The organism is Sinorhizobium sp. NG07B (genome assembly GCF_002532005.1).
Taxonomy (GTDB): domain Bacteria; phylum Pseudomonadota; class Alphaproteobacteria; order Rhizobiales; family Rhizobiaceae; genus Sinorhizobium; species Sinorhizobium fredii_C.
Genome location: NZ_NWTD01000010.1, coordinates 88,125 through 113,565 on the forward strand (window position 1 = coordinate 88,125; position 25,441 = coordinate 113,565).

25 protein-coding genes and 3 pseudogenes are annotated in these 25,441 nt (G+C 59.3%); 13 read left to right on the forward strand and 15 right to left on the reverse strand.

The window, feature by feature from the left end:
• Nucleotides 1-15: 15 nt before the first annotated feature.
• From CO664_RS24290 to CO664_RS24305, 4 genes are all read left to right on the forward strand, one after another.
• Nucleotides 16-1,569 (forward strand): ABC transporter substrate-binding protein, encoded by a 1,554-nt coding sequence (locus tag CO664_RS24290; RefSeq protein WP_158254936.1) that lies wholly within the window; start codon nt 16-18, stop codon nt 1,567-1,569.
• Nucleotides 1,559-2,572 carry an ABC transporter permease gene (locus CO664_RS24295; protein ID WP_097540170.1) on the forward strand — a complete coding sequence of 338 codons (1,014 nt, stop codon included), beginning with the start codon at nt 1,559-1,561 and terminating at the stop codon, nt 2,570-2,572. The genes CO664_RS24290 and CO664_RS24295 overlap by 11 nt, the downstream gene beginning before the upstream one ends.
• Nucleotides 2,573-2,700: 128 nt before the next feature.
• Complete coding sequence (locus CO664_RS24300) at nt 2,701-3,498, forward strand: ABC transporter permease (protein WP_158254937.1); 798 nt, start codon at nt 2,701-2,703, stop codon at nt 3,496-3,498.
• A 25-nt stretch (nt 3,499-3,523) separates the two neighbouring features.
• A complete protein-coding gene (locus CO664_RS24305) occupies nt 3,524-4,525 on the forward strand; it encodes an ABC transporter ATP-binding protein (RefSeq protein ID WP_097540172.1) in 1,002 nt (333 codons plus the stop codon).
• A gap of 344 nt (nt 4,526-4,869) precedes the next feature.
• On the opposite strand, the gene CO664_RS24310 is transcribed toward CO664_RS24305, so the two are convergent.
• Nucleotides 4,870-5,325, reverse strand: coding sequence for a MarR family transcriptional regulator (locus CO664_RS24310; RefSeq protein WP_097540173.1), 456 nt, complete (start codon nt 5,323-5,325; stop codon nt 4,870-4,872).
• 636 nt (nt 5,326-5,961) lie between these two features.
• On the opposite strand from CO664_RS24310, the gene CO664_RS24315 reads away from it, so the two are divergent.
• Nucleotides 5,962-7,215, forward strand: coding sequence for an MFS transporter (locus CO664_RS24315; RefSeq protein WP_202859986.1), 1,254 nt, complete (start codon nt 5,962-5,964; stop codon nt 7,213-7,215).
• An 8-nt stretch (nt 7,216-7,223) separates the two neighbouring features.
• Here CO664_RS24315 and CO664_RS31350 read toward each other — a convergent pair whose 3' ends face one another.
• From CO664_RS31350 to CO664_RS24340, 4 genes and pseudogenes are all read right to left on the reverse strand, one after another.
• On the reverse strand, nt 7,224-7,466 hold the full coding sequence (locus tag CO664_RS31350) for a hypothetical protein (protein ID WP_234820328.1): 243 nt from the start codon (nt 7,464-7,466) through the stop codon (nt 7,224-7,226).
• 112 nt (nt 7,467-7,578) lie between these two features.
• Nucleotides 7,579-7,723: pseudogene (locus CO664_RS31005) on the reverse strand (hypothetical protein); the annotation flags it as partial.
• Nucleotides 7,724-8,007: 284 nt separating this feature from the next.
• On the reverse strand, nt 8,008-8,643 hold the full coding sequence (locus CO664_RS24335; RefSeq protein ID WP_097540177.1) for a 3-oxoacid CoA-transferase subunit B: 636 nt from the start codon (nt 8,641-8,643) through the stop codon (nt 8,008-8,010).
• Nucleotides 8,643-9,353, reverse strand: coding sequence for a CoA transferase subunit A (locus CO664_RS24340; protein WP_097540178.1), 711 nt, complete (start codon nt 9,351-9,353; stop codon nt 8,643-8,645). Before CO664_RS24340 ends, CO664_RS24335 begins: the two co-directional genes overlap by 1 nt.
• Before the next feature lie 83 nt (nt 9,354-9,436).
• Between CO664_RS24340 and CO664_RS24345 the strand changes: the two genes are divergently transcribed.
• Nucleotides 9,437-10,354 (forward strand): LysR family transcriptional regulator, encoded by a 918-nt coding sequence (locus tag CO664_RS24345; protein WP_097540179.1) that lies wholly within the window; start codon nt 9,437-9,439, stop codon nt 10,352-10,354.
• Nucleotides 10,355-10,735: 381 nt separating this feature from the next.
• On the opposite strand, the gene CO664_RS24350 is transcribed toward CO664_RS24345, so the two are convergent.
• Nucleotides 10,736-11,635 carry a LysR family transcriptional regulator gene (locus tag CO664_RS24350; protein WP_097540180.1) on the reverse strand — a complete coding sequence of 300 codons (900 nt, stop codon included), beginning with the start codon at nt 11,633-11,635 and terminating at the stop codon, nt 10,736-10,738.
• Nucleotides 11,636-11,748: 113 nt separating this feature from the next.
• Between CO664_RS24350 and CO664_RS24355 the strand changes: the two genes are divergently transcribed.
• Genes CO664_RS24355 through CO664_RS24370 form a run of 4 tightly spaced genes read left to right on the forward strand, consistent with a single transcriptional unit; the run spans nt 11,749 to nt 15,478 of the window.
• Nucleotides 11,749-12,831, forward strand: coding sequence for a 4-oxalomesaconate tautomerase (locus CO664_RS24355; protein WP_097540181.1), 1,083 nt, complete (start codon nt 11,749-11,751; stop codon nt 12,829-12,831).
• A gap of 45 nt (nt 12,832-12,876) precedes the next feature.
• Complete coding sequence (locus tag CO664_RS24360; RefSeq protein WP_097540182.1) at nt 12,877-13,878, forward strand: ABC transporter substrate-binding protein; 1,002 nt, start codon at nt 12,877-12,879, stop codon at nt 13,876-13,878.
• Between the two features lie 12 nt (nt 13,879-13,890).
• Nucleotides 13,891-14,721, forward strand: coding sequence for an ABC transporter ATP-binding protein (locus CO664_RS24365; RefSeq protein ID WP_097540183.1), 831 nt, complete (start codon nt 13,891-13,893; stop codon nt 14,719-14,721).
• Complete coding sequence (locus CO664_RS24370; RefSeq protein WP_097540184.1) at nt 14,705-15,478, forward strand: ABC transporter permease; 774 nt, start codon at nt 14,705-14,707, stop codon at nt 15,476-15,478. The genes CO664_RS24365 and CO664_RS24370 overlap by 17 nt, the downstream gene beginning before the upstream one ends.
• 415 nt (nt 15,479-15,893) lie before the next feature.
• Here the strand turns inward: CO664_RS24370 and CO664_RS24375 are convergent, their stop codons facing one another.
• From CO664_RS24375 to CO664_RS24395, 4 genes are all read right to left on the reverse strand, one after another.
• Nucleotides 15,894-16,091 (reverse strand): trans-acting factor B, encoded by a 198-nt coding sequence (locus CO664_RS24375; RefSeq protein ID WP_097540185.1) that lies wholly within the window; start codon nt 16,089-16,091, stop codon nt 15,894-15,896.
• 1,136 nt (nt 16,092-17,227) lie between these two features.
• Nucleotides 17,228-17,674, reverse strand: a complete 447-nt coding sequence (locus CO664_RS24385) for a hypothetical protein (protein ID WP_097540186.1) — start codon at nt 17,672-17,674, stop codon at nt 17,228-17,230.
• Between the two features lie 32 nt (nt 17,675-17,706).
• Entirely contained in the window at nt 17,707-18,702 is a 996-nt protein-coding gene (locus CO664_RS24390) for a hypothetical protein (RefSeq protein WP_234820329.1), read from the reverse strand.
• Complete coding sequence (locus tag CO664_RS24395; RefSeq protein ID WP_097540188.1) at nt 18,702-19,151, reverse strand: protein psiB; 450 nt, start codon at nt 19,149-19,151, stop codon at nt 18,702-18,704. Before CO664_RS24395 ends, CO664_RS24390 begins: the two co-directional genes overlap by 1 nt.
• A gap of 418 nt (nt 19,152-19,569) precedes the next feature.
• On the opposite strand from CO664_RS24395, the pseudogene CO664_RS24400 reads away from it, so the two are divergent.
• Nucleotides 19,570-19,677: pseudogene (locus tag CO664_RS24400) on the forward strand (CsbD family protein); the annotation flags it as partial.
• Between the two features lie 736 nt (nt 19,678-20,413).
• On the forward strand, nt 20,414-20,902 hold the full coding sequence (locus tag CO664_RS24410; RefSeq protein ID WP_097540190.1) for a GNAT family N-acetyltransferase: 489 nt from the start codon (nt 20,414-20,416) through the stop codon (nt 20,900-20,902).
• A gap of 65 nt (nt 20,903-20,967) precedes the next feature.
• Here the strand turns inward: CO664_RS24410 and CO664_RS24415 are convergent.
• The 4 genes and pseudogenes from CO664_RS24415 to CO664_RS24430 form a co-directional block, all read right to left on the reverse strand.
• A pseudogene (locus tag CO664_RS24415) lies at nt 20,968-21,548 on the reverse strand (AAA family ATPase).
• Between the two features lie 163 nt (nt 21,549-21,711).
• A complete protein-coding gene (locus CO664_RS30825) occupies nt 21,712-22,068 on the reverse strand; it encodes a DUF6176 family protein (RefSeq protein ID WP_158254938.1) in 357 nt (118 codons plus the stop codon).
• Nucleotides 22,069-22,233: 165 nt separating this feature from the next.
• Nucleotides 22,234-22,773, reverse strand: coding sequence for a GNAT family protein (locus CO664_RS24425; protein ID WP_097540192.1), 540 nt, complete (start codon nt 22,771-22,773; stop codon nt 22,234-22,236).
• Between the two features lie 40 nt (nt 22,774-22,813).
• Nucleotides 22,814-23,605: a class I SAM-dependent methyltransferase gene (locus tag CO664_RS24430; protein ID WP_158254939.1), complete on the reverse strand. Its 792-nt coding sequence runs from the start codon at nt 23,603-23,605 to the stop codon at nt 22,814-22,816.
• A 286-nt stretch (nt 23,606-23,891) separates the two neighbouring features.
• Between CO664_RS24430 and CO664_RS24435 the strand changes: the two genes are divergently transcribed.
• Entirely contained in the window at nt 23,892-24,884 is a 993-nt protein-coding gene (locus CO664_RS24435; RefSeq protein WP_097540252.1) for a carbon-nitrogen hydrolase family protein, read from the forward strand.
• A gap of 283 nt (nt 24,885-25,167) precedes the next feature.
• Here CO664_RS24435 and CO664_RS24440 read toward each other — a convergent pair whose 3' ends face one another.
• Nucleotides 25,168-25,422 (reverse strand): hypothetical protein, encoded by a 255-nt coding sequence (locus CO664_RS24440; protein WP_097540194.1) that lies wholly within the window; start codon nt 25,420-25,422, stop codon nt 25,168-25,170.
• Nucleotides 25,423-25,441 lie beyond the last annotated feature (19 nt).

Here is a 25,441-nt window from a genome sequence, read left to right on the forward strand (position 1 = left end):
GGTAGAAATAGTCTGATGACGACAACCTGGTTTGTCGGCGCCCTTGCGGCCACCGCCATTACGGCAGGCAACAGTGCGCGGGCCGCGGACTGCGCCGAAATGGGCGGCGAGGGGGAGAAGTGTCTCGCCATCGCCTCGGCTCTGGAGCCTGGAAGCCTCTTTGTTATCCGTGACGGCGACGACGGCAACACGCTTGTCAACTGGAGCATTAACGAGCCGTTGGTCGACCGTGACGCGAGCGGCGCGCTTGTTCCCGTGCTTGCCGCGGAGTTGCCGGTAGCAGATGCGAAGGACCCGACGATCTGGCACGTCAAGTTGCGTGAAGGCATCAAGTTCACCAATGGGGAGCCGTTCAATGCTGCGGCCGTCAAGCACAACATCGATCTTGTCGCAAATCCTGAATTTGGCGCCTCGATCAACGGTATCGAGACACTCAAGACGGCAAACGTGATTGACGATCACACCCTGGATATCGTCACCAAGGAGCCCGACCCGTGGCTGCTCTACCGTATTTCGACGCTCCGTTTCGTGCCGCCGGAAGCCTCTAAGGATGCCACCGCCTACTCACAGCATCCTATCGGCACCGGCCCCTACAAGTTCGTTCGGTGGGACAAGGGCCAGCGGATCATACTCGAAAAGAACGCCGACTATTGGGGGGGCGATAAAGCCGAGTTGGATCGGGTCTCGTTCGTGTTCATTCCGGAAGCGGCCACGAGGATTTCTGCGCTCAAGGCTGGCGAAGTGGACATGGTGTCCTCTCTGACGCCAGAGGATGCCGTCAAGGTTCCGAAGGTGATCACGTCCTCCAATGCCGCCAACGGTACCTATCTTCGTTTCAACGTCGAAACCCCTCCCTACGACAACAAGGCCTTCCGGCAAGCGCTGATCTATGCGATCAACCGAGATGCCCTGAATGAGTACCTCTGGGCTAAACAGGGCTCGGTCGAGGCCTGCCAGACGCTGCCGCCGGGCGAAGTCGGTTTCAACAAGAGCCTGCAAGCCTATCCCTACGATCCGGAAAAGGCCAAGCAACTCCTGGCGCAAGTTAACCTGCCCGAGGACTTCGTCGTGAGAGCGGTCTTTACGACCGGCGGTTACCTGCCCAAAGACAGCGAAACCGGTCAGGCCATTGCAGCGGACTGGGAAGCGATAGGTCTCAAGACCAAGATCGAGTATGTATCGAGCGATAAGTGGCTCGATGACATCCTTGCCGGCGGCGAAAAGACCAAACCTGATAGCCCGGCTCCCATGACTTACGTGCAGCTGGACTATCACAGTATGTACGCCGCGCGCATCACCAGCCGCATCTTCTCGCGCACAAACAAGATGTCCGGCCTTGGGACCAAGTATCCGGAGCTAGACCCCGCACTTGCGACCGCTCAGGGGTCGTTTGATGTGCCGAAGGCGACTGCTGCTTTTGAGCAGGTCTACAAGATCGGCTGCGATGAAGCGCTCTACATTCCGCTGATCGACTACCCCGACATCTGGGGCGCCGTCGAGAGCGTGAATTACGAAGCCGGGCCGGGCGTCATCACCCGTATTCATTTGGATCGTGTCCATGTCGACTAAGATGATTTCAACCAACACCGGTACGGGGCTGAACAAGCCCCGTACGTTCCGGGATCGGATACCAGCCTGGTTTGACAATTCGACGCTCTCCTGGCTGGGAGGGCGACTGTTGACGAGCGTCGTCGCCGTTGCCGTCGTGATGACGGCGGTGTTCCTTGTCACCCGTCTTATTTCCGATCCGGCCAGGCGAATGCTGCCACTTGGTGCAAGCCAGGAACAGATCGACGCCCTCAATGCCACGCTCGGGCTCAGCGATCCGCTGTATGTTCAGTACATCCACTTCCTGGGGGACCTCGCTACGCTCAATCTGGGCGAGTCGATCTGGTATCATTTGCCATCGCTCGAAGTGGCACTGGGGCGGTTGCCTTCCACGCTTTCACTGCTCGCGATCGCATTGGCCATCAGCATCGTCGTTTTTGTGCCGATGGGAATTCTGGCGAGCACGCGGCCGGGAAGTCTTGTCGATCGGCTCGTGACGGGCGTGTCGCTGGCTGGATTGTCGGTCCCGCAGTTCTGGTTGGGCGCGATGCTGGTCCTGGTCTTTTCGGTCGGTCTCGGTTGGTTTCCGACCTCGGGTGCGGGATCGCTCAGCCACGCCATCCTGCCGGCTGTCACCTTGTCTTTGTCCCTTGGAGGACGGCTTGCCCAGGTGACGCGGACTTCCTTCCTTGATCAAGGCAAGATGCCCTACGTCACGATGGCCCGTGCCAAGGGGTTTTCTTCCCTCTACGTGCTGAGAAAGCATGTGCTGCGCAACGCGCTTCTCCCGATCCTGACGATCATTTCGTGGGACTCGGCGCGGATGATCACAGGTCACGCCGTTATCGTCGAGGTCCTGTTCGCGCGACCCGGATTCGGCCGCCTCGTAATCGAATCCGTCAAACGGCAGGACTTCACGCAGCTTCAGGCCTGCGTATTCGTTGGCGCAGTCGTGATCGTGATCGTCAACATCCTGACCGACATACTTGCACGCATCGTGGAACCGAGGAGAGCGTCCAAATGATCAAATTGTCGAGACAATCACGCTCCTCCCAAGCCGCCGTCTCGGCGCGGAAGTCACGCAGCCGCCTGTTCAGAAAGGTGGTCGGGGACAAGGTTGTCCTGGCGTCGATCATCTTTCTCTTCGCTCTGGTGGCCGCGACCATCGTCGCCAAGCTGGCAGGCGTCGACGCCTCAACCGCCCGCATTGCCGAGCGGCTTCTTGCGCCCTCGTGGGAGCATCCGCTGGGAACCGACGGTCTGGGGCGCGACATTCTGATGCGCACGATCCTCGGCGCATACAACTCGATCGTCATCGGTCTGGGTGCGGTTTTGATCTCCGGAACGATCGGGACTGCGATGGGCATTCTCGCAGGCTACTTCGGCGGCAAGTGGGACGCGTTTATTATGCGTCTGGTGGAAATACAGTTCGCCTTCCCCAACCTTCTTCTGATCGTTGCAGTGGTGTATTTCTTCGAGGCAAGCGTGTCGATCCTGATCGTGGTTCTGGCGGCCGTCTACTGGATGGTCTTTGCGACCGTCGTCCGATCGGCCGTGATGACGGCGAAGACCAGCCTGTTCGTGCGCGCGGCGCATTTCGCCGGCTGTTCGACGTCCACAATCGTGGCCCGTCACATCCTGCCAGCAGTGGCGCCGATTATCCTGACCCAGGCCATGCTTGAATTCGCTGCGGTCGTCCTTGCAGAATCGGGTCTGTCGTTCCTTGGGCTCGGCGTACAGCCGCCCGCCGCATCATGGGGCCTGATGATTGCGGAGAGCCACGACTACATGGAAAACGCTTGGTGGAGCGTCTTTTTCCCCGGCCTCGCCATCGTTCTAACCGTGCTCGCCGCCAACCTGATCGGCAGCGCGTTCCGCGTCTGGCTCGACCCGCGTCAAAACAGCGAAAGGAACGCCGAAGACGTCACCAAGACCGAGGTCACGGTCTAATCTGCGAAAGGACGGGAGAGAGAAAATGCAGACAGAGTTGTTAGCCCCGGATCGAAAGTCGATTGCAGCCGGCGATGCATTGCTTGAAGTTGAGGGCCTTCAGGTGACGTTCGGCGATGCCTCCGATCCTCAAGCCGTGCGCGGAGTACAAGGCGCATCATTTTACGTTCGCCCTGGAGAAACACTTGGGATCGTCGGTGAATCGGGTTGCGGAAAGACCATGTCGGCTATGGCCGTGATCGATCTGTTGCCTGAGTTCGCAAAGGTAACCGGCGGCACGATTTCCTGGAAGGGCCGTGTGTTGAACGCTCGGGAGGCGCGACGTTTGCGCGGACGATCCATCGCGTTGATCCCGCAAGACGCGATGACCGCACTCAATCCCCTTCTAACGGTCGAGTCGCAGATCGCGGAAGTGCTGCGCAAGCATATGGGAATGCGCGGCAGCCAGGTTCGGTCGCGAATATTGCAATTGCTCGAACTGGTGCGGATTGACGAACCCGCACGCATCGCGGCTCAACGTCCGTGGCAATTATCAGGTGGCATGGCTCAACGCGTCGTGATTGCGATGGCCTTGGCCGCTGAACCCGAGCTTATCATTGCCGACGAGCCCACGACGGCGCTCGATGTGACCGTTCAGTCAGAAATTCTCGCGCTGCTGCATAGCCTGCAGACTGAGCTTCATCTGGCACTGGTGATGATCACCCATGACCTGGGGGTCGTGGCCCACATGACCAATCGAACGGCCGTCATGTACGCCGGTCGTGTTGTTGAAACGGGCCCTACCCGCGAGATCTTTAGAGCGCCCGCGCATCCTTACACCCGAGGGCTTATTGCAGCCACGCCGCATCCCTTTATTCGCCAAGAGATGGTTGGCATCCGGGGCCAGGCGCCGTTAGCCTTGGTCAAGGAAGCTGGCTGCAGTTATCGCGAGCGCTGCGACCGTGCCACTTCGGCATGTGCGGTGCGCCCAGAATTAGTGCGCCACACTGAAGAGCAGCGTAAAGTCGCTTGCTGGCATGCGGATTAGCGGCAGCTATTAGGCAGACGGTATTGTCGCAGATAGGGCCAACATGGTTCTGCGATTTCGCTAGCGATAATGCTCAAGAGGAACTTGTGACCCAGCAGCGAATGGCCCAAGACTTGTGGACGCCTCCTTTCCCAAAACTGAGGCGAGGAGGCCTCCCACGGGGCAAGCCCATTTAGCGGCGGCGCAGGCGATCCGGGGCCGCAGCCGAACTCATGCTCGGTGCAGTATGTGTCTGTTAGGAAAGCGACCGCTTTTCTCGTTACGAATTCGGTAATCAAGTGAAAAACTGATCCGAGGGTGACGACGAAACGCGACCCTATGGCTGCCTGGCGCAGCTACTGACTTCACTCGGATTCAATAATTCTGTTAATGAGCGCCAATCCGCGCTCCAGATCATGACGGTCGCGATCGTCCAGGTGGCGAATGATCAATGTCGTTAGCCAATCTTCGCGCATCGCGAAAATGTCTTCGAGCGTTTTGACGCCCTTTGGCGTCATTTCGAGAAGGATTTGCCGACCGTCGGTTGGATGCGGGCGTCGACCAACCAATCCCTCTTTCTCAAGAGCCTTGACCGTTGCTGTCATCGACTGCGGGCGAACGCGCTCAGCCGCGGCAAGGTCGTTGGTGCTCAACGCGCCACGTCGTTGTAGGTGGCCCAGTACCGTGAGTTGTGAGAGCGGCGGGCCTGCCTCTATACGAACGCGCCTGGCTCCCCGCCCCAAAATGTCGCGGAGCTGAAACGCGAGTCTCGTCGCAGTGCTCTTTTCATCCTCAGTTTTTAGCAGCTTTTTTTCCAGCAACGCTCAACCACCCCTTACGTCAGATTACTGCAACACAGCTTACCCCATCCGAACGACAGCTAAGTGCGGTTGATATCAGCGGCCTCATTCAACTGAGATGTCCCGTGCTTTCAACGACACTGTGTATGGCGTCCATTCTGAAGGATGAGAGACCTTCGTCGAGGTGTTGCAAATTGCCACTTATGCTAGCGCTCCGTCGGTCGTTTGCCAAGTCCAATATGCAGGTACACTGATCAGGACGCCTCGGCATTCTGCCGCGGCCGCTGTTTTGCGTCCCTTAGTCGCATTAGCAGAAAAAGTTCCCTCCGGCTTTCTCCGACGCCTGGCCGGTAACGGGCCCCCAATTGCGGCCTCAACGCGTTCGATTGCGGCGAGGTCGTTCCTACAGAGCGCCTCGACGCTCGGGGCGAACAAACGTCGATAGATTAATCGATGATCGCGCAACTGATGAATCGATATGACCAGTTGTCCTGAATATGTGACGCGGCGGTAAGCTAGAACGTCAATAAGAGCGATTTTCGCATTTCTCAGAAAGGCGCGTTGGAAGATAGGCGGACAATCTGAAATCCACCGCATTGACAAGCCGCACGCGCTCTGATTTAGGGTATTCCATATTGGTATACCAAAGAAATTGGAATGCGTGTGATGGACTTCGTTCCTGCTCCTGCCTGCGAAACTTGCTGGCAACGCAATCTTGCGATCTGCGTCTTCGGGTCGTTTGCAACCGTCTTCGCGATGACGCTAGTGCTTCCCTTCTTGCCGATCTACGTCGAACAACTCGGAGTCGAGGGGCATGCGGCGGTGGCGCAATGGTCGGGTATCGCCTACGGCGCAAATTTCCTTTCGGCGGGCCTGATCGCGCCGCTATGGGGACGTCTGGGGGATCGGTACGGCTACAAGACCATGCTTCTGCGAGCAAGCTTGGGAATGGCACTCATAATGCCGCTCATGGGACTAGCGACGAACATCTGGCAATTCGCGGGACTTCGCCTGCTTGCAGGAATCGCTGGCGGGTTCGCCTCCGGAGCTGTGATACTTGTCGCAGCTCAGACGCCGAAAGCGCGCTCAGGCTGGGCCCTCGGTTTGTTGGCTTCCGGCGTTATGGCGGGAAACCTTCTCGGACCATTGGTCGGCGGCTCACTACCACCATTGATCGGGCTTCGCCCAATCTTTTGGGGCTCCGGCGCGCTGATCTTTGTCGCCTTCATTGTGACCCTGGCCTTTGTACGGGAGACGCCGCGTGAGCCACAACCGGCCGCGAACGAACAGACGAGCGGATGGTCGCAAATCCCGAACAAGGGCGTCGTCCTAACGATGATGTCGACGGGCCTTCTTTTGATGGTCGCAAACCTGTCGATCGAGCCGATCATCACGGTCTACGTTCGCTCGCTGCTGGAGAACGCGGCATCCGGCTCAAGCTTACGGGCGGATACCGCCCAGGTGACGTTTCTTGCCGGTCTCGTCGTATCGGCAGCGGCACTTGGCAGCATCCTCTCAGCTTCTCGGCTTGGCAAGCTCGCCGACCGTCTAGGCCATGCCAAGGTGATCACACTGGCGCTCACCGCGGCAGGCCTGCTGGTGATCCCACAAGCGTTCGTTACAGCCGGATGGCAATTGATCGGTTTGCGCTTCCTCATGGGACTAGCGCTCGGCGGCTTGCTGCCATGCATCGCCGCCGTGATCCGCCACAACGTTCCGCAAAATCTCGTTGGCACGGTCCTCGGCTATTCGCTGTCCTCACAGTTTGCAGGACAGGTCTTGGGACCGTTGATCGGCGGGTTCGTGGCAGGTCACATCGGCACGAGGGCGGTGTTCTTTGGAACCTCGGCCCTGCTCCTCTTCGGCGCTGCGTGCAACTTCAAAGTTCTCCGCGCCTCCCGGCGCGCTTAGTTTCCCTTTTACAACATCAGGAGTTCATATGACCCACTTGCTTTCCATCGATCCAAGTTCGACCGCGTTGCTGTTGTTGGATTTTCAGGGCTTTTCGAGACCTTGTTCTTGCCGGCGTTACCACAGCCGGTGTCGTGCTTTCGACGCTCAGGCAAGCTTTTGATCTCGACTACGATCTGGTTGTCGCAAGCGATGCGGACCCCGATGCCGATATTCATGCTCTCCTTATGGAGCAGGTCGTTAATCAGCATGCGACGGTCGCCTCGGTAGCGGAGATACAAGGCGTTTTGGCGCGCGCTTGAGGGTTAAGGATCGTCCAGCGATGGAGGTTGCGAGACGTCGACGCCAAATAACTTCGACGTCTCAATCGCTGATTGAATCACGCTTCTCCGCGCCACGGCGCTTCATATCGACAAGGAGCGTGTTGAGCACCCGCGCGCCGGACGCGCCGATCGGATGGCCGATCGCCCTCGCACCACCCGTTGACGTCGACGATCGAAGGATCCCACGCCTAGATGACGGCGGCGCCGAGCTCGTGGCGCCGGCGTGTTGCCGAAGGCGCCGTTGAAGGACCGGATTGAGGTTGGCGATCACGACTGTTGGACTAGTCATTGCGGTCCCTTGCTCCTCTCTCCGGTGATTTCTTCGCTCTGAGTATCGTTTGCCTGCTTGTCGCAAACTCCCTTGCAAGAGATGCAACGGATCTTCCCTGTGAGAGAAGCCTGCGGACGACCAACTTCTGTTCCGAAGACAGGGTTGGTGGGCGACCGATGAGTGAGGGCGCGCTGGTCTTCACGCTAGGTAATGCGCAGTCGTCTTTGATGCGATTTCTCCAGCGGAAACGCTGTCGGCCAACTCGATCAGAGAAAACGGCGCGCCCGGGGAGCGGCGTTCAAAGACGCAAAGATCCGTTATGATCATGTCTACAACATCACGGCCGGTCAGCGGGAGACTGCAGGTAGGGACGAATTTCGGGGAGCCATCTTTTGAAACGTGCTCCATCAGCACTACGATCTTCTTGACGCCAGCGACCAGGTCCATGGCTCCGCCCATCCCTTTGATCATCTTGCCCGGGATCATCCAGTTGGCGATATCGCCGCCTTCACTAACCTCCATGGCGCCGAGGACCGTCAAATCGATGTGGCCGCCGCGGATCATGGCGAAACTATCGGAGCTTGAAAAATAGCTGCTGCTCGGCAGTTCGCTGATCGTCTGCTTTCCGGCGTTGATCAGATCAGGGTCCTCTTCCCCCGCATAAGGGAATGGCCCAATTCCGAGCATTCCGTTTTCCGACTGCAGCGTGACCTCGATGCCCGGCGGAATATGGTTAGCAACCAGTGTCGGGATGCCGATGCCCAGGTTGACATAGAAGCCGTCCCGCAAGGACTGCGCGGCCCGTGCTGCCATTTGATCGCGTGTCCAAGCCATTAGGCCACCTCCTTACGCCGCACAGTGCGCGATTCGATCTTCTTGTCGTAGGGGCTGCCCAGGATCAGCCGCTTCACGTAGATTCCGGGAACGTGAACGCTGTCGGGATCAAGGCTGCCTGTCGCCACGATCTCCTCGACTTCAGCGACACATATCTTCGCCGCAGTTGCCATCGGCTGGTTGAAGTTGCGCGCTGTCTTACGAAAAATCAGATTGCCGCTCTCATCGGCCTTCCAGCCCTTGATGATCGCAAGGTCAGCAAAGATGCCACGCTCCAGCAGGTATTCCTGGCCATCGAAGATCTTCGTCTCTTTACCCTCAGCCACCACCGTTCCGACACCGGTCTTGGTATAGAAGCCGGGAATACCGGCGCCGCCGGCGCGGCATCGCTCGGCAAGCGTTCCCTGAGGACAGAACTCGACCTCCAATTCGCCGGCGAGATATTGTCGCTCGAACTCCTTGTTTTCCCCAACGTAGCTGGAGATCATCTTCCTGATCTGGCGGGTCCTGAGCAGTTTACCCAGGCCCTCATTGTCGATGCCGGCGTTGTTCGACGCCACTGTAAGGCCTGACACACCGGAATCGCGCAATGCATCGATCAGACGCTCTGGTATTCCGCACAATCCAAAGCCGCCCGCACAAAGCGTCATGCCATCAAAAAGCAGGCCTTCAAGCGCGGCGACTGAATCGGGATAGATTTTTCTTGCCAAAGTTTCCTCCCCTAGAGGAGGGCAAGGAAACATTATCGCGCTCATCAATTCCAATTATTTGTTTTTTACCATAATAATAAGCGATGTCTATCAATCGCATCTCACTCTACCATCTCGAAACGCTGATCTGGATCGCCCGGCTGGGCACCTTCGCGGCTGCTGCCGAGAAGTTGAACACGACCCAGCCCGGTATCTCCGCTCGCATCAGCGAACTCGAGGAAAGGCTAGGTGCGAAACTGTTCCAACGGAATGGCCGCTCGGCAAACCTCACACCCTCAGGCCGCCAACTCGTGCGAGAATACCTTCCTCTCTGGGAGCAGTTGCAGGGTATGCTTCTTCGAAGCGCCGGTTTCGACCAGATCAGGGGGATCATTCGCGTTGGTGCCGGTGAGATTGCGGCGGCAACCTGTTTGCCGATCTTTGTGACCGAGATGAAGGAACGGTGGCCGGCTCTAACGTTCGAGATTGAAATCGAACTGACGGCGCAGATGATCCAGGCTCTCCTCAGCGGAAAGATTGACCTCGCTTTTGCCGCCGGATTGGTTGCCCACCCCGCCTTGACGGCGACGCCCATCGGCGCAGCCGAACTGCTGTGGGTGGCCAGCCCATCCTTTGCGAAACGAATGGAGGAGGGTGGACCAGACGCGACCTTTTCCCTCTGGTCGTTGCCAAGTCACTCGCCGATTTATCAGTTGATGAAGGACGGACTCGAAGGGATTCCGGTCCGAAGACACTCCATCAATCTCTGCAACAATGTCCGCACGATGATCGACATCGTCACGATGGGCGGCGGATTTGCGCTTATCCCGAAATCGTTGGTCCGATCGCAGCTCGAGTCCGGGTCTTTGGTTTCGGTCATGGTGGATCGCCAGATCGAGCCGATCATGTTCCACGTTGTCGCCCGAGCTGCGGAGGGCGATCCGGTCGTGAAGGAGATACTGCGGTGTGCAAGCGGCATTAGTCTTGACGACCGATTGCAGCCGTATCTCTTAGGCTCTTGAGGGCGATTGCTCTTTCTGCGCTGGCTGGTGCCCGACGTCTGTTCGTTGGATCACGTTCGGCATGAGAGGCGGATCGTCCGAGCCAATGTCCGGGATGCACTCAATCGTTCCGTTCGTAGTGTCCGGCGGCAAGGGCCGCAACGGGTCGATCGTTCCGGTTCATATTACGTCGCAGCAGGGTGGAAAACAGCCATTTGGCGCGGTGCGGCCGAACGGCTTAATAGCACCAGGCAGGCCTCGATAGCACCAGGCAGACCTCGAACCCGCAAACCTCGAGACAGCCGGCCGCGGGCAGCCTCGGCGAATGCGGCCAGACCCAAGGCACTTCGGTGAGCCCAGACACGCTAACAGGGTTTGTCAGCCATCCTCATGAAGGTCCCTTCAAGCACTTCCCCATGCGCCCATCAGCATCTTGAGAAATCTCTCCGCTGCCGGCGACAAGGTGCCGCCCCGGCGGCGGACCACGCCGATGGTACGCGATATCTCGGGATCGCCAATCGGGCGCGTGATCAAGAACGGATGGTCATCTTGCGGGGTCGCCATGCGCGGCAGGACCGAGATTCCGAGGCCCGCCTCCACCAGACCGAGGGAAGTGGACAGATGGGTCACCTCGTAGAACCAACGTAGCTTGATATTCGATTTTGCCAGGGCCGCGTCGAGCAAGGTTCGGTTGCCGCTTGATCGATGAACGGTTATCAGGTGGTAGGGCTCGAGCTCTGCCCAGCCGACCGCGGCCTTGGCGGCGAGGGGATGATCTCTGCGCGCTGCCAGCACGAAAGGGTCTTCCACCAGCCGGTCGAAGATCAAGTCCGGGTCCGACGTGCCCATGATATTTATGCCGAACTCCACCTCACCGCGTGCCACAGCTTGGAGGCCGTCGGTCGCGGGCAGGTCGAGGATACGAAAGCGAATGTTGGGATACTTCTCGTTGAACTCGCGAATGACGGTCGGTAGGAAGTAGAATGCTGCGGTAGGGAGGCATGCGATCGTTACCAATCCGCCTCGATTGGCGCCAACGTCGCGTACGGCGAACAAGGAACCGTCGAATTCCTCCAACATGCGCCGCACAAGCGGAATGAGTTCTGTTCCGAGCGCCGTCGCCGACACATGCCTGGTCGTTCGCTCCAGTAGGGGCGCTCCAATCGCCTGCTCGAGTTTTTGAATCCGGCGGCTCAGGGCGGGCTGCGACAGGTGCAACGCATCGGCAGCACGATGAAAGCTCTCCAGCTCGACCACGCTCAAGAACGCCCGAAGATCAAGGATCTCGCAATTAATGCTCATCTTGCATCAATTTCCCGATTCTTAGCATTTCACAAATCAACCGTACTTCCGATAATTGGATCAAACAGGCCGATTGATACGGCGATGACATAATTCCAATGGAAGCACAAGCGATGAACGACCTCTTGGCGATCCCTTGCGTGCTGATGAGAGGCGGCACCTCGAAAGGTCCGTTCTTCCTGGCAGCCGATCTTCCTGCGGAGCCCAGCGAGCGGGACAAGATCCTGCTGTCCGTCATGGGCTCGGGTCACCCGCTGCAGATCGATGGCATCGGCGGCGGCAACCCGGTCACGAGCAAGGTGGCCATCGTCGGACCTGCCACCATCGCTGGTGCTGACGTGGATTACCTCTTTGCCCAGGTGCGGGTCGACCAACAGATGGTCGACACCTCTCCGAACTGCGGCAACATGCTTGCTGCGGTCGGCCCTTTCGCCATCGAGGCGGGTCTGGTTCCGGTCCGAGGCGAAACGACGCTCGTCCGAATCCATAACGTCAACACTGGCAAGATGATCGAAGCCGACGTTCCGACGCCGAATGGCAACGTCTCATATCTCGGCGAAGCGGCGATCGACGGTGTACCGGGCAGCGCAGCGCCGATCGCGCTGACCTTCATGGACGCAGCCGGCGCGCGTACCGGACAGCTCTTCCCAACCGGCAAGCCTATCGATTGGATCGACGGTGTGGCTGTCACATGCATCGATTGCGCCATGCCGATGGTGTTGGTCGAGGCACACTCGATCGGCGCAACAGGCTTCGAGTCAACGGCTGAACTCAATGCTGATAAGGAACTGCAAGGACGGCTGGAAAAGCTGCGCATCGCTGCCGGAGAACGGATGGGCCTTGGCGACGTGCGCAACCAGGTGACTCCGAAGCCCGTGCTCATTTCCAGGGCAAAGTCAGGAGGGGACGTAAACGTGCGCTATTTCATGCCGCATCAATGTCACCCTTCGCTGGCGACGACCGGGGCCGTGGGGATTGCCACCGCCTGCATCAATGAAGGCACCGTAGCTTCCCTTCTCGTCGGCACGCGCAAACCGCCGGTGGTGCTTTCGATTGAGCACCCGAGCGGCCACCTGGACGTCAAGCTCTATGAAAGGGACGGCAAGGTCGTTGCCGGCATCCTTCGCACCGCCCGCCGGCTGTTCGAAGGACATGTCTTCGCAAAACCTGTCACGCAACTGGGTTGCGCGGCATAATGATCGTGGCCGCCGGGAGGGCGCCATCAACAGGAGGAGAATATCATGCACAAGCTCATGCTCGCCCTCGCGGCAACCGTCGCCTTTACCGGTTCCGCGTTGGCGGATCCGGTCCGCATCAGCGTCGGTTCTTATAATCTTAATAATCTTCCCTTTCCGGTCGCCCAGGGGCTCGGCCTTTATGAGAAGGAAGGCCTGGAGGTGACGGTAGAGAACTTCGCGTCGGGCGGCTCGAAGACTCTCCAGGCGCTCGTTGCCGGCTCGACGGATATCGCCGTCGGCTTCTACGACCACACCATCCAGATGCAGTCTCAGAACAAGGCCGTCGTGGCCTTCGTGCAACTCGCTCGCAATTCCGGCCTGGTGCTGGCAGGCGGGAAGGAAAGCACATTCGACCCGGCAAAGCCTGAAACGATCAAAGGGGCGAAAATCGGGATCACCTCGCCAGGCTCGTCTTCCGATTTCTTCGTCCGCTATTATCTGCAGCGCAACGGCTTGTCCGCCGACGACGTCTCGCTGATCGGCGTTGGCTCCGGATCTGCCGCCGTTGCAGCGCTCGAACAGGGCAAGGTCGACCTGCTCGTCAACTACGACCCGGCGGCAACCTTCATCGAAGCCAAGGGTGTTGGGAAGATCCTGATCGACGGGCGCAGCGACGACGGTGCCAAGGCGATCTATGGCGGGATTTACCCCACCTCCGTCCTCTATGCCACACAGAGCTATATCGAGGAAAATCCGGAAACCATCCAGAAGGTCACGAATGCGACGGTCAAAGCGCTCGAGTGGATGAATAGCCACTCCGCGGAAGAGATCGTCGACAAGCTTCCGAAGGAGTTCATCTCCGGCGATCGTGACACCTACATCAAGGCGGTCGAGAACGCGAAGGCGATCTTTTCAAGGGACGGGCGCATCGACGAGGAAGATATCAAGACTCCGCTCGCCGTCCTGAAGAGCTTCAACGAAAAAGTCGCCGCGGCTGAAATCGACCTTACGAAAACCTACACGAACGAGTTCGTCGGCAAGGTCCCGACCGTCGCTGCCAACTGACAGGAGGAGGTCATGGCATTGGCCGTAGTTAAAACCGCACCCCCGACGGACAACCCTCATCAAGCAAAGTCGATGGTTTCCCTCGACTCGGTCACCATGGCATTCGGCGCCTACGTGGCCGTGCAAGATGTGAACCTGAGTGTTGCCGATGGCGAGTTCCTCGCCATCGTAGGCCCTACGGGCTGCGGCAAGAGCACAATACTGAATGCGACTGCCGGCCTGCTGAAACCTGCGAGTGGCACCGTATCGATCGATGGTCAGCCGGTGCGTGCGATCCAGAACGACATCGGTTATCTCTTCCAGCAGGACGCATTGCTACCGTGGAAGACCGCGATCGAGAACGTGGAACTCGGTCCCATGTTCAAGGGTGTCGGCGCTGCCGAACGTCGCGAGCAGTCGATGAGATGGTTGGCGAAAGTCGGACTGAAGGGGTTCGAGCATCGCTATCCCCATCAGCTATCCGGCGGTCAGCGCAAGCGCGTGCAGATGGCCCAGGCGCTGATTACTGGCCCCAAGGTCATCCTGATGGACGAGCCCTTCTCGGCGCTCGATATCCATACCCGCCATCTGATGCAGAACGAGCTGTTGCGGCTTTGGCAGGAAGAAAGGCGCGCCGTTGTGATGATCACACACGACCTTGAGGAGGCAATTGCCCTCGGTGATCGAGTCGTGGTGCTTGCCGCCGGACCGCGATCGCGGGTGATCGACAGCTTCCCCGTCGATCTCGAACGCCCGCGCGACGTCGCCGAAATCAAGCTCGATCCACGCTTCATGGATCTTTATCGCAACATCTGGTCGTCGCTGCGCGGCGAAGTGGAGAAAAGCTATGAACGCCATGACTGAACGCTTAATCCAGGTCGTGCTGCTGGTGGTAATTGTCGGCGGCTGGCAGCTCGGTGTCACGGCAGGTGTTATCGACGTCTTCTTTTTCCCGGCGCCGGTCGACATCTTCAACCAGGTTGTTTCCTGGGTGATGGACACCAGCTTTTATAGCCATGTGGCGATCACCTTGACGGAAACCGTGCTCGGCTATCTGGTCGGAACGGCACTTGGCGTGGCGGCAGGCGTTTGGCTCGGCCTCAGCCGCTCGGCGGCGCGGATCCTGGACCCTTTTATCAAGGGCTTGAACGCGATCCCTCGCGTCGTACTGGCGCCAATCTTCGTGCTTTGGCTCGGCCTCGGTCTGTGGTCCAAGGTGGCGCTGGCCGTGACGCTCGTGTTTTTTGTCACCTTCTTCAACGCCATGCAAGGCGTCCGCGAAGTGAACCCGGTGGTGCTGTCGAACGCTCGCATTTTGGGGGCCAAGCGGTCGGACCTGCTCCGCCATGTCTACTTCCCGGCAGCAGCGAGTTGGATCCTATCCTCCCTGCGTACATCGGTCGGCTTTGCCGTCGTCGGGGCGATCATCGGCGAGTATCTCGGTTCTTCCGCCGGCCTCGGCTACCTCATCGCACAGGCCGAAGGCAATTTCGATGCAGTGGGCGTCTTTGCAGGTATCTTTATCCTCGCGATCTTCGTCCTGATCATCGACAGCATCCTGGACATGGCAGAGAGACGCTTGATCAAGTGGCGTCCGAGCGCATCCGAACGCCGGGCTTGAAGGCGCATCTTTGACCCGCCACTCGTCAAACCCATCGACCGCGCGTTCTCCCCTTCGGCCATGAAGGGTAGAACGCTGGCGCCCGCGGACTTCGATGCAATTAAGTTCGCGACCGCTCGCGAACTCGGTCTGCTGGGTCAGCGTTGTCGTCGCTGCTCATGCTAATATTCAATGGCCGCGTGGGACGACTATCTGCTGCAGGGACCCTTTCGCTGGGCGCGTTAAAGACCGCATTGCACTCATTACCGGATTTTCAATGCGCTCCCGGCGTATGTCCGCAACGGGTCGATCTTTCGGGTTCAATCCGTCGCAGCAGGATGGAAAGGTTCACGCTGACACCGGTAGCCGCGCCAGGGCCATTTTGTAACCGGGCCACGGCGGAAACGCCGCGCCTAGCCAGGCAGGCGCGGCTTTCTCACTTCGCCTTGTTGTCGTTGTCGGCCTTGGCGTTGAAATCGCACTGATAGCTCACCTCGATCTTGGCGAGGAGCGGAAGCGAGACTGCGACCGAGATCTTCAACTTGCCCTTATGGGACAGTTTGGCGACTTGCCGATTGAGATAGAGACGAAGGCGGCGGCCGGTTTTCTGGCAGAAGGTTACGAGCGCTTTCATGAGGTGATCCTCCTTAGTGGTTGTGCGTAATCGCGAAGCTCGAATACGGCAGGACCCGCCGAGTGCACCACGCAAGCGGTCGCTACGGAGCGAAGCGGAGAGGAGAACCCTTCAGGGTTGCACGCCAAGGCGGGGCATGACGTATCGTGCGCAGCATTAGGTTGCGAACAGCCACTAAGGAGATGCCGGCGAGCGCGGCCTTCGTGGCTCCCGGCCGCCGCCTTCGTCGTCAATCGGCAAGTCGCCACCCGGCCGCCAGGCCGGACCTCGGTCGCGGTCTTGCTGCAGCGGGGCAGGGCAGGGCGCCAGTTTTCAACAGCCGACAACGACAACAAGGCAAAATGAGCCGCCCGCTCGAGCGGGGCGGCCGCCGTGGATGGGGAAGGGAGCACGAGGGGAGGGGCGAAGGGGCGCCCCTCGTTCCGCTCCTGGCCCGCTCAATGCGGGCTTGGAACGGTCGACTCTTTGAACCGCAACGGAAAGGCGCTATATTCGTTTCCGGAGTGGGGACGAGCCTTGCGGCCCGCCCCCGTTTCCTAGAGCCAGAATTGGACTCGGATCGTGACTTGCCAGGTCGTCCGGGTCCTTTTCACGTCTAGGGTGATGCTAAGTGGTAGAAACCACATGCAATCACCTCCGGTTCGAGGGCGAGGCCGTCGCCTCGGTCGGGGCGGCCTATCCTCCCCGAACGCGCCGCTGGCTCGGCGCTGCTGCTTCCGCCCTCGAAACTGATGAAAGTCTTTTACCGCACTATGCCGAGTCGTTCACCCACGCTCGGCGGGTGTGGCGGTCCTGCCTCCTTGATCATCGCCAGCATCATTTCCTTCGTCAGGCCACGGACCTCGTAGCCTCGCGCCCGGGCGGCCTCGATGATGATTCCAAAGGCGGGTATTCCTCAATGAACGCGCCCAGCCAAAGAGCGCATTCGTCGGTTTCCGGGTCTGGAAACGCCTGTAGAAAGAAGGTCCGCAACGGCCGATCGTAGCCGATCGTCCCTTCCTCGTCCGTTGTCGTCCCGTTCGTGATCTGCACAGTGTATCTGCTCAACTTCCGCTCCTGTAGCTGATGCTGCGGACCGCGCCGTCGAATAGCGCGGCCGATCTTTGGTTGCAGTCTTAATAGCCTCCACACGTTTTCTAAAGCCGGAAATGCGCGACCAACGCCTGATTGGCGCGGTGGCAGGCGAGGGCATAGGCGACGATCTGCGCGATCAAATCCGGATCTTCCGCGCCCGCCCTTTTCGCCCTGTCGGCGAAGTCCTCGGCGAGCTCGCGGTCCTCCTCGCCAACATGCTTGTTGCCGACGATCCATGAAATCTGACCGGTCGGCACTTCAAGCCGGGGTTTGACCGGAAGGGCGGAAATCAGGCCCTTCCGGGTGCTTGCTGCGGCTCCGGCCTTCTCCGCTTCGGCGGCGGTCGGGAAATAGGCCATAACCAGCTTGCATCGTTGCGCTTCGGCGGCGCCCATGAATGCGTGCGCGCCGTCTTCGGTCTTGTAGAGGCTCCAATCGGCAGCAGTACCGCCGAACATGGGATCGCCCTTGCCGCAAAACTCCACCACGCAATAGATCGTCTGAGTCATCGGACTGTCCTTTCTTAGAATGGGGGAGGTGATCAGGCGGCGCTGGCGCCGCTGATCGTCTTCAACACGCGCTGCGCGGCGTAGCGTCCGGCCTCGTTCAGGTGCCGTTGCCATGCGCCTTGCGACGGCGACCAGCGGAAGCCGTTGGCCTTCAACACGCGCCGAGTCGGATCGTCGGGCTTGCCCGGAAAGAGCAGCTGGATCCGCGCAATATCGGCCTCCTTGATCTCGACGGCCCCGGCGTCCGTTTCGACCTCCTGGCTTTGGTTGCCGCGCTCCTTCATCCGTGCGAGGGCCGCAAGGCGCTGCTGCAGGCGGCGAAGTTCGGCGCGGCTGTTGGTCGTGCTGAACCCGCGCCGGGACTGCCATGGCGCAAGTTTGATGCCTCTGGCTGCGGCTTCGGGGGATAGGCCGGTGTTCGCCGCGACGGCGGCAATCATGTCCTCTTCCGTCGCAAGGTCTTTCTCCATGCGCCGGATGATCGCGTTCGCGGCCTTCATCCGGTCGATGGAAAGGGCGGTCTCCTCGATGCGCGTCATGATCCGCTGCAAGGCGGCCGGATCGCTGGAACGGATCGGCTCATCGTCCGTGCCGTGCGGAAACGCCTTCCGCTTCGCTGCCTTTCGGGCCGTCGCTTCGTGCGCCTTCAGATCGGCGCGGCGGGCGTCGGACATCTTCATGCGCCTTTCATTGCGGGTGACAGGGAAGCGGGCAGGGCCGGTGATAAACCAGTTCATGCAGCGGCCTTCCGCCGCCCAATAGCGCCGCGTCAGCTCGACGTGACGGCGAGCGAAGGCTTCGATTTCCGGCTCCGGAATCGGTGTGCAAGCCTCATTCCAAAGCTCCACGACATAGGCGGCAAACCGGTTCAGCCGCTCGGCCAAGTCGGCAAGCTCGGTTTTCGCGCGCCGGTCGGGAAAGTGGGTGAGGGCGTGAAACTGCGCCTCGATGTCCTCCGCCGCAATGGTTGCGGCGAAGGTTCCTGCGACGATGGCGAGGATGTTGTTTTCGAAGGCTGCGATTTTCATCATGCCTCTCCCTCGACAACGGTAGGGGCGCGGCGCTCGATGCGGCACTGCAGGCCGGCGAGCGCTCCGGCAATGATGATGCCGCCCGGCGACACTTCGTCAGCCTTCGCAAAAACCGGGTCCAGGACCGGACGGCAGCATTTGAAATGCTTGGCCGCATCCTCAAGGCTGATGAGAGGGGACGTGTACGGCTCGCGGCCGTCGCCGCCGACAAGCGCGATTTTTCCGGCAAGCGGCTGCGGGTAGCCGTCAAAGATGGTGAAGGCGGTCAGCCCGTCCGTCAGCCCTTCCTCGTCGACAAACAGCGAATGCCGCTCGTCGAAACGCACAAGCTCGATAAGGCGGCAGCCGAGCAGATCATAAAGAGGTTTGAAGCTAATTCCGTTTGGAAGCGTAACAGCCCTGAAAATCGTCGTTTCCGGGTCCAGCAGGTAGCAGGTATTCGACATGGTTTAGCCCTTTCCTTCCGCGAAGCGGTCTAGCTCTTGCCCGAGGGGCAGGAGCCCCGCTCCTGCTCCCCGAGCTCGCGCGGAGCAGCGGGAGAGAGGGAGGCAAGGGAACAAAACGGAGGGGGTTCACCCGCCCGAGGCCAAAGCCGAAGGGGCGACGCAGAATCCGCGCACGCGGATTCGTCGATCCTGCACGGAGCGAGTCGAAGGCGAGCGGAGGAAGGACGGGGAGACCGTTTTTTCCCTTGTGAGGGAGAGAGGGCAGCGCCCTCTTTCCCTCCTTTAAGGAGGCAGAGCCGGCCGCCTGGCGGCCGCCATTTCAGATACAGAAGGGCCGCCCTGGCTCGTAGATCAGGACGGCCCCTTGGTGCATGACAAGAAGGGCTAGCGACTTGCCACGACCAACTCTCGATTGTCGAACCGCGACCAGCTCGAAGGGAAAATTCAGGAACGCTACGGCATCGAAAAGGATCGGGTGCGCCGCGACATCGACGATTGGTACAGTCGCCAAACCTGGGACTGGTAGCCAATCTGTCGAATTTAAAACCCACGTTAAAAGGGGGTCTAGGCGCATGCCTGGCAGTGCCCGCTTTTTAGCGGACACTGCTTGCCATCAGTAGTTCAGGTCGGTTCCGGCTGGGGGCCTGCAACAGCGTGTGATGACCGCCTTCGGCCCATTGCGGGCATTCGAAAAAGTGGTAGGTCTGGGCATACAAGCATAAGTTTAAGCTGGAGAAAAAGGCCGAACCATGTCTGAAGAGGTTACAGCAACATGCCTTTGTGGAGCGGTCAGGATATCGTGCGGTAAACCAGTTGGACCAGGCGGGTATTGTCATTGCGAAGACTGCCGCAAATCCACTGGAAGCGCCTTCGGCGTCAACATTCCGTTCGAGGTCGGCGAGTTTCGCGTTATTTCCGGCGAGGTTGGCTCGTTCACAAAGACTGCGGACAGCGGCAACGAACTGACACGACACTTTTGTTCGAAATGCGGTTCTCCGCTGTATGGGACTTCCCCTCAGCATCCGGGCCGGGTTTATGTAAAGGCCGGTATTATCGACCAGCCGTCGCTGGTTCGGCCCGCTTCTCAAAGCTGGTGCCAATCCAAGGTGGAGTGGTCGGCGATTGATCCGGGACTACTGTCCTATCCCAGAGGCACAAATTAAGCCTGGGCGGGCGATGACCGCTTTTGGCGCTTCCAAGCCCATCCTGCCCCGTCGCCTTCGGCCCATGCTCTCCGTCGCACAATCTGCTAGAGTGATCTAATGTCCGCTCCCAATCCGTACGAGTTTCGCAGAGCGACCCTGGACGATCTCGCTCTACTGAAGGCGTGGCGGTCGAACCCGCATGTCCTGGAATGGTGGGGTTCTGGTGAGCCGTATGGTGAAGCAGAACTGGTTGATCCTCGGGTGACTCGCTGGATCATTTCAATTAACGAACGGCCCTTTGCGTTCATGCAGGACTACACGGTGCACGGATGGGACAATCACCATTTTGTCGGTCTTCCCAAAGGGTCGCGGGGAATTGATCAATATATCGGAGACCCCGAAATGGTCGGCGTTGGACACGGTTCAGCGTTTATCGGAATGAGGATGCAGGCTCTTTTCGATGAGGGCGCACCTGTGATCGCGACCGATCCGCATCCAGACAATGAACGGGCGATAGCCGTCTACAAGAAGTTGGGCTTCGAACCGTCTGGACCACCTCAAGAGACCCGATGGGGCTTGATCTTACCAATGCTGGCGAGGCGGTAAGCAGAATGGATGCAACGGCAGCAAAGTCCGCTCCTACGTCATGGCGGCTGGTCGGCCCGAAGCGGTCACGCCGCAGAGTGGCTGTGCTGAGCAGCCGATTGAAGAAGTGCCTCCATCTCGCGATGAGAGCGAAGCACCGCCACAGGAACATCCCGCCCATGTTGGTCGATCTGTTTCACAAAAAGAGGCGCGTACCGCTTCTCGAATTCCAAATGTAGGACAGGAACTGTCGATCAGGCAGCGGTTCAGGGCAGCCGTCCGCCATCGTTGGGCGAACTGAACCGTAGTAACGAGAAACACGTTTCAACAGGCCGAGCAGCGCGGTACGTCTAGGCACCCGCACCCATATTATCAGTTCAGTTCGCGGTAGCCTGATGTCGAATGAAGATGCCCCGCTGCCATCCATGACCCAACGTTCGCGTTGAACCAAGTGCGCGATGATGTCTCGTTGTTCACTTCTATCACGCTCTTTCCACCCAGGAAGCCATCGTACATCCCGGTCAAGCGACTGGAATTCCAGATGGCGGTACGCCGCGATCTTTGCAGAGAACGTCGTCTTGCCTCCGCCCGAACATCCTATAACCAGCACGCGCTGGACTTTCGCGAGAAGGGCCGCTGCATCGCCCAGAGAAACGTATCGTGGCATCCACGCGTCACCTCATTAACCAGCATGCTCCAGAAACTGACTACTTGCTTCCCCATATCCGTGGCAATGACCGCTGTTGGCGCTTCTCTGCCAAGGCGGCAGTCGGCCCGAAGCGGACCTCGCACATCAGAATGTAAGGTTCAACTCGGGTGGGAAGCGGGCGTCAGGCATACGCTTCGAAAAGTAATTCGCAATCATCGAGTCGAGGAATTCTGGCTGGATCAATGCTGAGCCTTTCGGCGCTGGCTTTGTCCCAGTGCGCTTTGAAATTCTTGTGTACTTCGTCTACCGATAGCCCTGACTTGGCTGCCAGTGCTTGCGAGGCGGGGTGGTCATCAACGTCCATAACCCCCACGATGAACAGCGAACAATCCCTGCCCATAAACCACATTTCATGCCGCACGTTCTCATTCCGCAGAGCTACGGAGACCTCTTCGAGATGCTCGATCATGTAGGCAGCCCATGCTCGGACCGTCGTTTCATCGCAGGTCACGCGGATTTTCGTAGCTAGATAATTCATCGGTTAGAGAATCCCCCTACTGGCTAGCGATTATTGTCGGTAACTGAGCCAAGGTCGGCAACGGGGTCGAAATGAGTCATGCACCTATCGGCCTGCTGATGACGGCTCTTGGCGCTTGTTTCGCATTCCTCGAAAGGCAACGTAAGGCAGAGAACAGGCGGTCACTCAGGCCGGGGCGAACTCTCTGTCAAGCACCCCCATGATCAAGTCGTCTTCCCATCTGCCGTTGATGAAGGCTGATTCCCGCTCTCGCCCTTCCTCGAGGAATCCGCACTTACGATAGCAAGCGATCGCGCGGGCGTTGCTAGCCAGCACCCGCAGCGAAATGCGGTGTAGGCCGGTTGAGAATGCATAAGCCAGAGCGAGCCTGATCGCTTCTGTCCCATATCCCCTGCCAAGATATGTGGGGTCATCGATGCCGATAGCGAGGGCGGCGCGCTTGTCGTGCCTGTCAATGCTGTGAAAGCGGACATGACCGATGAAGCGGCCAGCATCGATCGCCCATGCATATTCCTGCTCCTCAATGAGGCGAATGGCGGCTTCCGCGTGCTCCCTCGTAAAGGGCACCTCAGGATCGAAGGTGCCGCCATATGCCTCGACGATTTCCTTGTGCCGCCCGAGCGCAAGGCGCACGTCCACATCTTCGCGGATGGGACTGCGGAGGATGAGACGGGCGCTTCGGAGTTCGGGAAGGTTGGCTTTCATTTGCAAGCTTCAATGTTGAATGGCTCTGCGTGGCTGAGCGTCATTGTCTGGCGCGCGCGACCCAAAGCTGTTCCCGGCCGTAATCAGGCGGTGATCCGCCGAAATCGGAATAAAGATCGATCACCTCGAAACCGGTGAGTTCGAGCAAGTAGGCCGTTTCCTGCCGCAGGTTCCAGCGCAGCGACCACGACGTTTCTTCGGAGCCCACGACATTTCCCGCTCCATCGAATTCTTCGAAACGAAGGACTTCATGGACCGTCTGCTGAAAGGGGTCGGTGCTGCGGGCCACGACCGTCCTGCGGATCAGATGGCCTGAGCGGGGATGCTGCGCCTCACGCGGCGGCGCCTTGCTGTCGTTTCCAAACAGCAGTTCGAAGTTCGGATCGAAGAGGTCCAGGATCAGATGGCCGCCGGGCATGAGGTGGCGCCGAATGCAATTCAGCGCCAGCCGTTGCCCTTCCGGCGTGACCACGTGCTGGAAGCTTCGCGCCGGCACGAGGGCGAGCGCAAACCGTTGTTCCAAGTCGAAGCTCGTCATGTCACCTTCGACGAGGCGGACACGACTGGTCAGCTCAGGCCGCTCGCGGAGCTTGGCAGCGGCTCGATCCAGCATGGGACGGGAAATATCCATTCCCACAACCTTATGGCCTGCATCCGCCAACGGCATCAATACGCGCCCGGTTCCGGTCCCGAGCTCAAGGATCGGGCCACCAAAGCGTCGCGCCGAATCCAGGTAGAATTCGACGTCGCCGGTGAGCAGTCCCCCTCCTGTAAACAGGTCGTAAAGCTCGACGCCGAGGCCCCCGCAATAATACGCATTCGGATCGGTCATCATGCCAAGTCCTCGGTCCGGATGCAGTCTGAGGTTGTCCAAGCAATCTGAAGCGCGCCGCGCAGCATGTAAAGAGGCAAACGCGTTCCCGACCCGGCGTTGACGAATCAGGGCGGGATGCGCATCCTTGGCTCCGGCGTGGCCTGCCGCCGAACCTCCCGGGACCCTCCCCAGCACGGTCTTAAATGGAGGCAAAGGGACTTCAAGTCTCGGGTCGCTGTCTTGGACCGATCGTTTCGGCCGTAGTTGCTGGGGAACTCCGACCATGACGCGAAAGGCCCTGACAATGACCCAAAACGGAAGTTTCAAACGTCGTGTACGTGCTCGCGCAGCGAAGACGGGCGAGTCTTACACCGCAGCTCTCAGACATATGCGCCACACATCGCCAGACCGTTCTGAGGCCAACTCAGTGCGGTTGGCCGTAGCCCAGACGTCGCTTTTCAATGATCCTCGCGACATTTCCGGATTTCGTTCCAGCGGAGTGGAGATGCGGCGCTTGATGCGTGAGGCCCATACCGCCGGCGCGCGACTTATACATTTCCCCGAGGGAGCAACTTGCTCACCTAACAAGCGCGTCATGTCCGAAGTCGGACCGAAGGAAATCGGTCCTTCCGACTGGACCCGTTTCGAATGGGCGGTGCTGCGCGCGGAGCTGGACGCAACCGTCAAGCTTGCGCGAGAGCTAAGGCTTTGGACCGTGTTCGGCTCGGTGCATCAGCTCACCGAGCCACATAGACCGCATAACAGCCTGTATGTTGTCTCCGATCGCGGCGACCTGGTGACGCGCTATGATGAGCGCATGCTGTCGAATACCAAGATCTCCTTCATGTACGCGCCGGGGAAAAATCCGGTGATGTTTGAGATTGATGGTGTCCGCTTCGGATGCGCACTCGGCATGGAGACGCACTATCCGGAAATATTCGCCGAGTACGAAAAACTGGACGTCGATTGCGTCATGTTCTCGACCACAGGTGAAACGCCTTCTGCTGCGCCAGCTTTCGCAGCAGAAGTGTTGGGGCACGCAGCAAGTAACACGTACTGGGTCAGTTACTCTGCCCATGCGCCGCAAAGCGTGGTGATCCCTTCGGGAATAGCGGCGCCAGATGGGCAATGGGCAGCACAATGCCCGGCGAGCGGCGCACCCGCTATCGCGATCGCCGACATCAGGACTGATCCGGAACATCCGGCGCGGCCTTGGCGACGAAGGGCTCGCTCCGAGCTCTACATGGCGCACCAGGTAAACAGCGATCCGAGGAGCGACGATCGCAACCTATTCTGAGAACACCTAACCGTCAGGGGCGGTCGCCCCTGACGCCCGGCAATTGCGAATTTCTGGCAGGCTCGTTTACTAGCAGCACGCCGCAAAGGCAGACTACGTGAGGATCGAAGAACAGCCGGAGCTGTAGTCTGTTTTGGACAAAAAGCGGCTCTTAAAAATCAAAGCCTTTCCGACCTCGAACTCCGCGAGGGTTCAATTGGGACAGTTGGACAAACCATACGGTGTCATTTCGCCCCGTACCCGAACCGACCCCTAGTTGGGGGATATGGAGCCGCTCAGCCGTTTAATGGCGGTGGCCGGCCCGTTCTGTGCTCCTCGTAGCGTCGCGCTCGATCGTTTCCTTTTCGGAGCTTTTTTCAAGGTCGCCATAGGTGGCGTTAGTTTCGGCATAGCCGCCTGCGCCACCAGGCTCGCCTGAAGAGGAGCCAGTTGTTCCGCCGCTACCACCATATGCCTCGATCACGATTTCCTCTGCGAGCGCTGCCCCGAGCGGCGCGCATGCGCTTAATACAATCAAAGCCAGCCAAAGAGTCCGCATCTCAACCCCCTCGATTACT

Excerpts from the sequence above, each read along its gene's own strand:
- CO664_RS24315 (WP_202859986.1), top strand. The coding sequence starts at position 5,962 with ATGCGTGTGATGGACTTCGTTCCTGCTCCTGCCTGCGAAACTTGCTGG.
- CO664_RS24385 (WP_097540186.1), bottom strand. The coding sequence starts at position 17,674 with ATGACTCAGACGATCTATTGCGTGGTGGAGTTTTGCGGCAAGGGCGAT.
- CO664_RS24305 (WP_097540172.1), top strand. The coding sequence starts at position 3,524 with ATGCAGACAGAGTTGTTAGCCCCGGATCGAAAGTCGATTGCAGCCGGC.
- CO664_RS24430 (WP_158254939.1), bottom strand. The coding sequence starts at position 23,605 with ATGACCGATCCGAATGCGTATTATTGCGGGGGCCTCGGCGTCGAGCTT.
- CO664_RS24375 (WP_097540185.1), bottom strand. The coding sequence starts at position 16,091 with ATGAAAGCGCTCGTAACCTTCTGCCAGAAAACCGGCCGCCGCCTTCGT.
- CO664_RS24355 (WP_097540181.1), top strand. The coding sequence starts at position 11,749 with ATGAACGACCTCTTGGCGATCCCTTGCGTGCTGATGAGAGGCGGCACC.
- CO664_RS24360 (WP_097540182.1), top strand. The coding sequence starts at position 12,877 with ATGCACAAGCTCATGCTCGCCCTCGCGGCAACCGTCGCCTTTACCGGT.
- CO664_RS24425 (WP_097540192.1), bottom strand. The coding sequence starts at position 22,773 with ATGAAAGCCAACCTTCCCGAACTCCGAAGCGCCCGTCTCATCCTCCGC.
- CO664_RS24410 (WP_097540190.1), top strand. The coding sequence starts at position 20,414 with ATGTCCGCTCCCAATCCGTACGAGTTTCGCAGAGCGACCCTGGACGAT.
- CO664_RS24365 (WP_097540183.1), top strand. The coding sequence starts at position 13,891 with ATGGCATTGGCCGTAGTTAAAACCGCACCCCCGACGGACAACCCTCAT.
- CO664_RS24390 (WP_234820329.1), bottom strand. The coding sequence starts at position 18,702 with ATGAAAATCGCAGCCTTCGAAAACAACATCCTCGCCATCGTCGCAGGA.
- CO664_RS24440 (WP_097540194.1), bottom strand. The coding sequence starts at position 25,422 with ATGCGGACTCTTTGGCTGGCTTTGATTGTATTAAGCGCATGCGCGCCG.
- CO664_RS24335 (WP_097540177.1), bottom strand. The coding sequence starts at position 8,643 with ATGGCTTGGACACGCGATCAAATGGCAGCACGGGCCGCGCAGTCCTTG.
- CO664_RS24290 (WP_158254936.1), top strand. The coding sequence starts at position 16 with ATGACGACAACCTGGTTTGTCGGCGCCCTTGCGGCCACCGCCATTACG.
- CO664_RS31350 (WP_234820328.1), bottom strand. The coding sequence starts at position 7,466 with ATGCTGATTAACGACCTGCTCCATAAGGAGAGCATGAATATCGGCATC.
- CO664_RS24350 (WP_097540180.1), bottom strand. The coding sequence starts at position 11,635 with ATGAGCATTAATTGCGAGATCCTTGATCTTCGGGCGTTCTTGAGCGTG.
- CO664_RS24370 (WP_097540184.1), top strand. The coding sequence starts at position 14,705 with ATGAACGCCATGACTGAACGCTTAATCCAGGTCGTGCTGCTGGTGGTA.
- CO664_RS24395 (WP_097540188.1), bottom strand. The coding sequence starts at position 19,151 with ATGTCGAATACCTGCTACCTGCTGGACCCGGAAACGACGATTTTCAGG.
- CO664_RS24345 (WP_097540179.1), top strand. The coding sequence starts at position 9,437 with ATGTCTATCAATCGCATCTCACTCTACCATCTCGAAACGCTGATCTGG.
- CO664_RS24435 (WP_097540252.1), top strand. The coding sequence starts at position 23,892 with ATGACCCAAAACGGAAGTTTCAAACGTCGTGTACGTGCTCGCGCAGCG.
- CO664_RS24295 (WP_097540170.1), top strand. The coding sequence starts at position 1,559 with ATGTCGACTAAGATGATTTCAACCAACACCGGTACGGGGCTGAACAAG.
- CO664_RS30825 (WP_158254938.1), bottom strand. The coding sequence starts at position 22,068 with ATGAATTATCTAGCTACGAAAATCCGCGTGACCTGCGATGAAACGACG.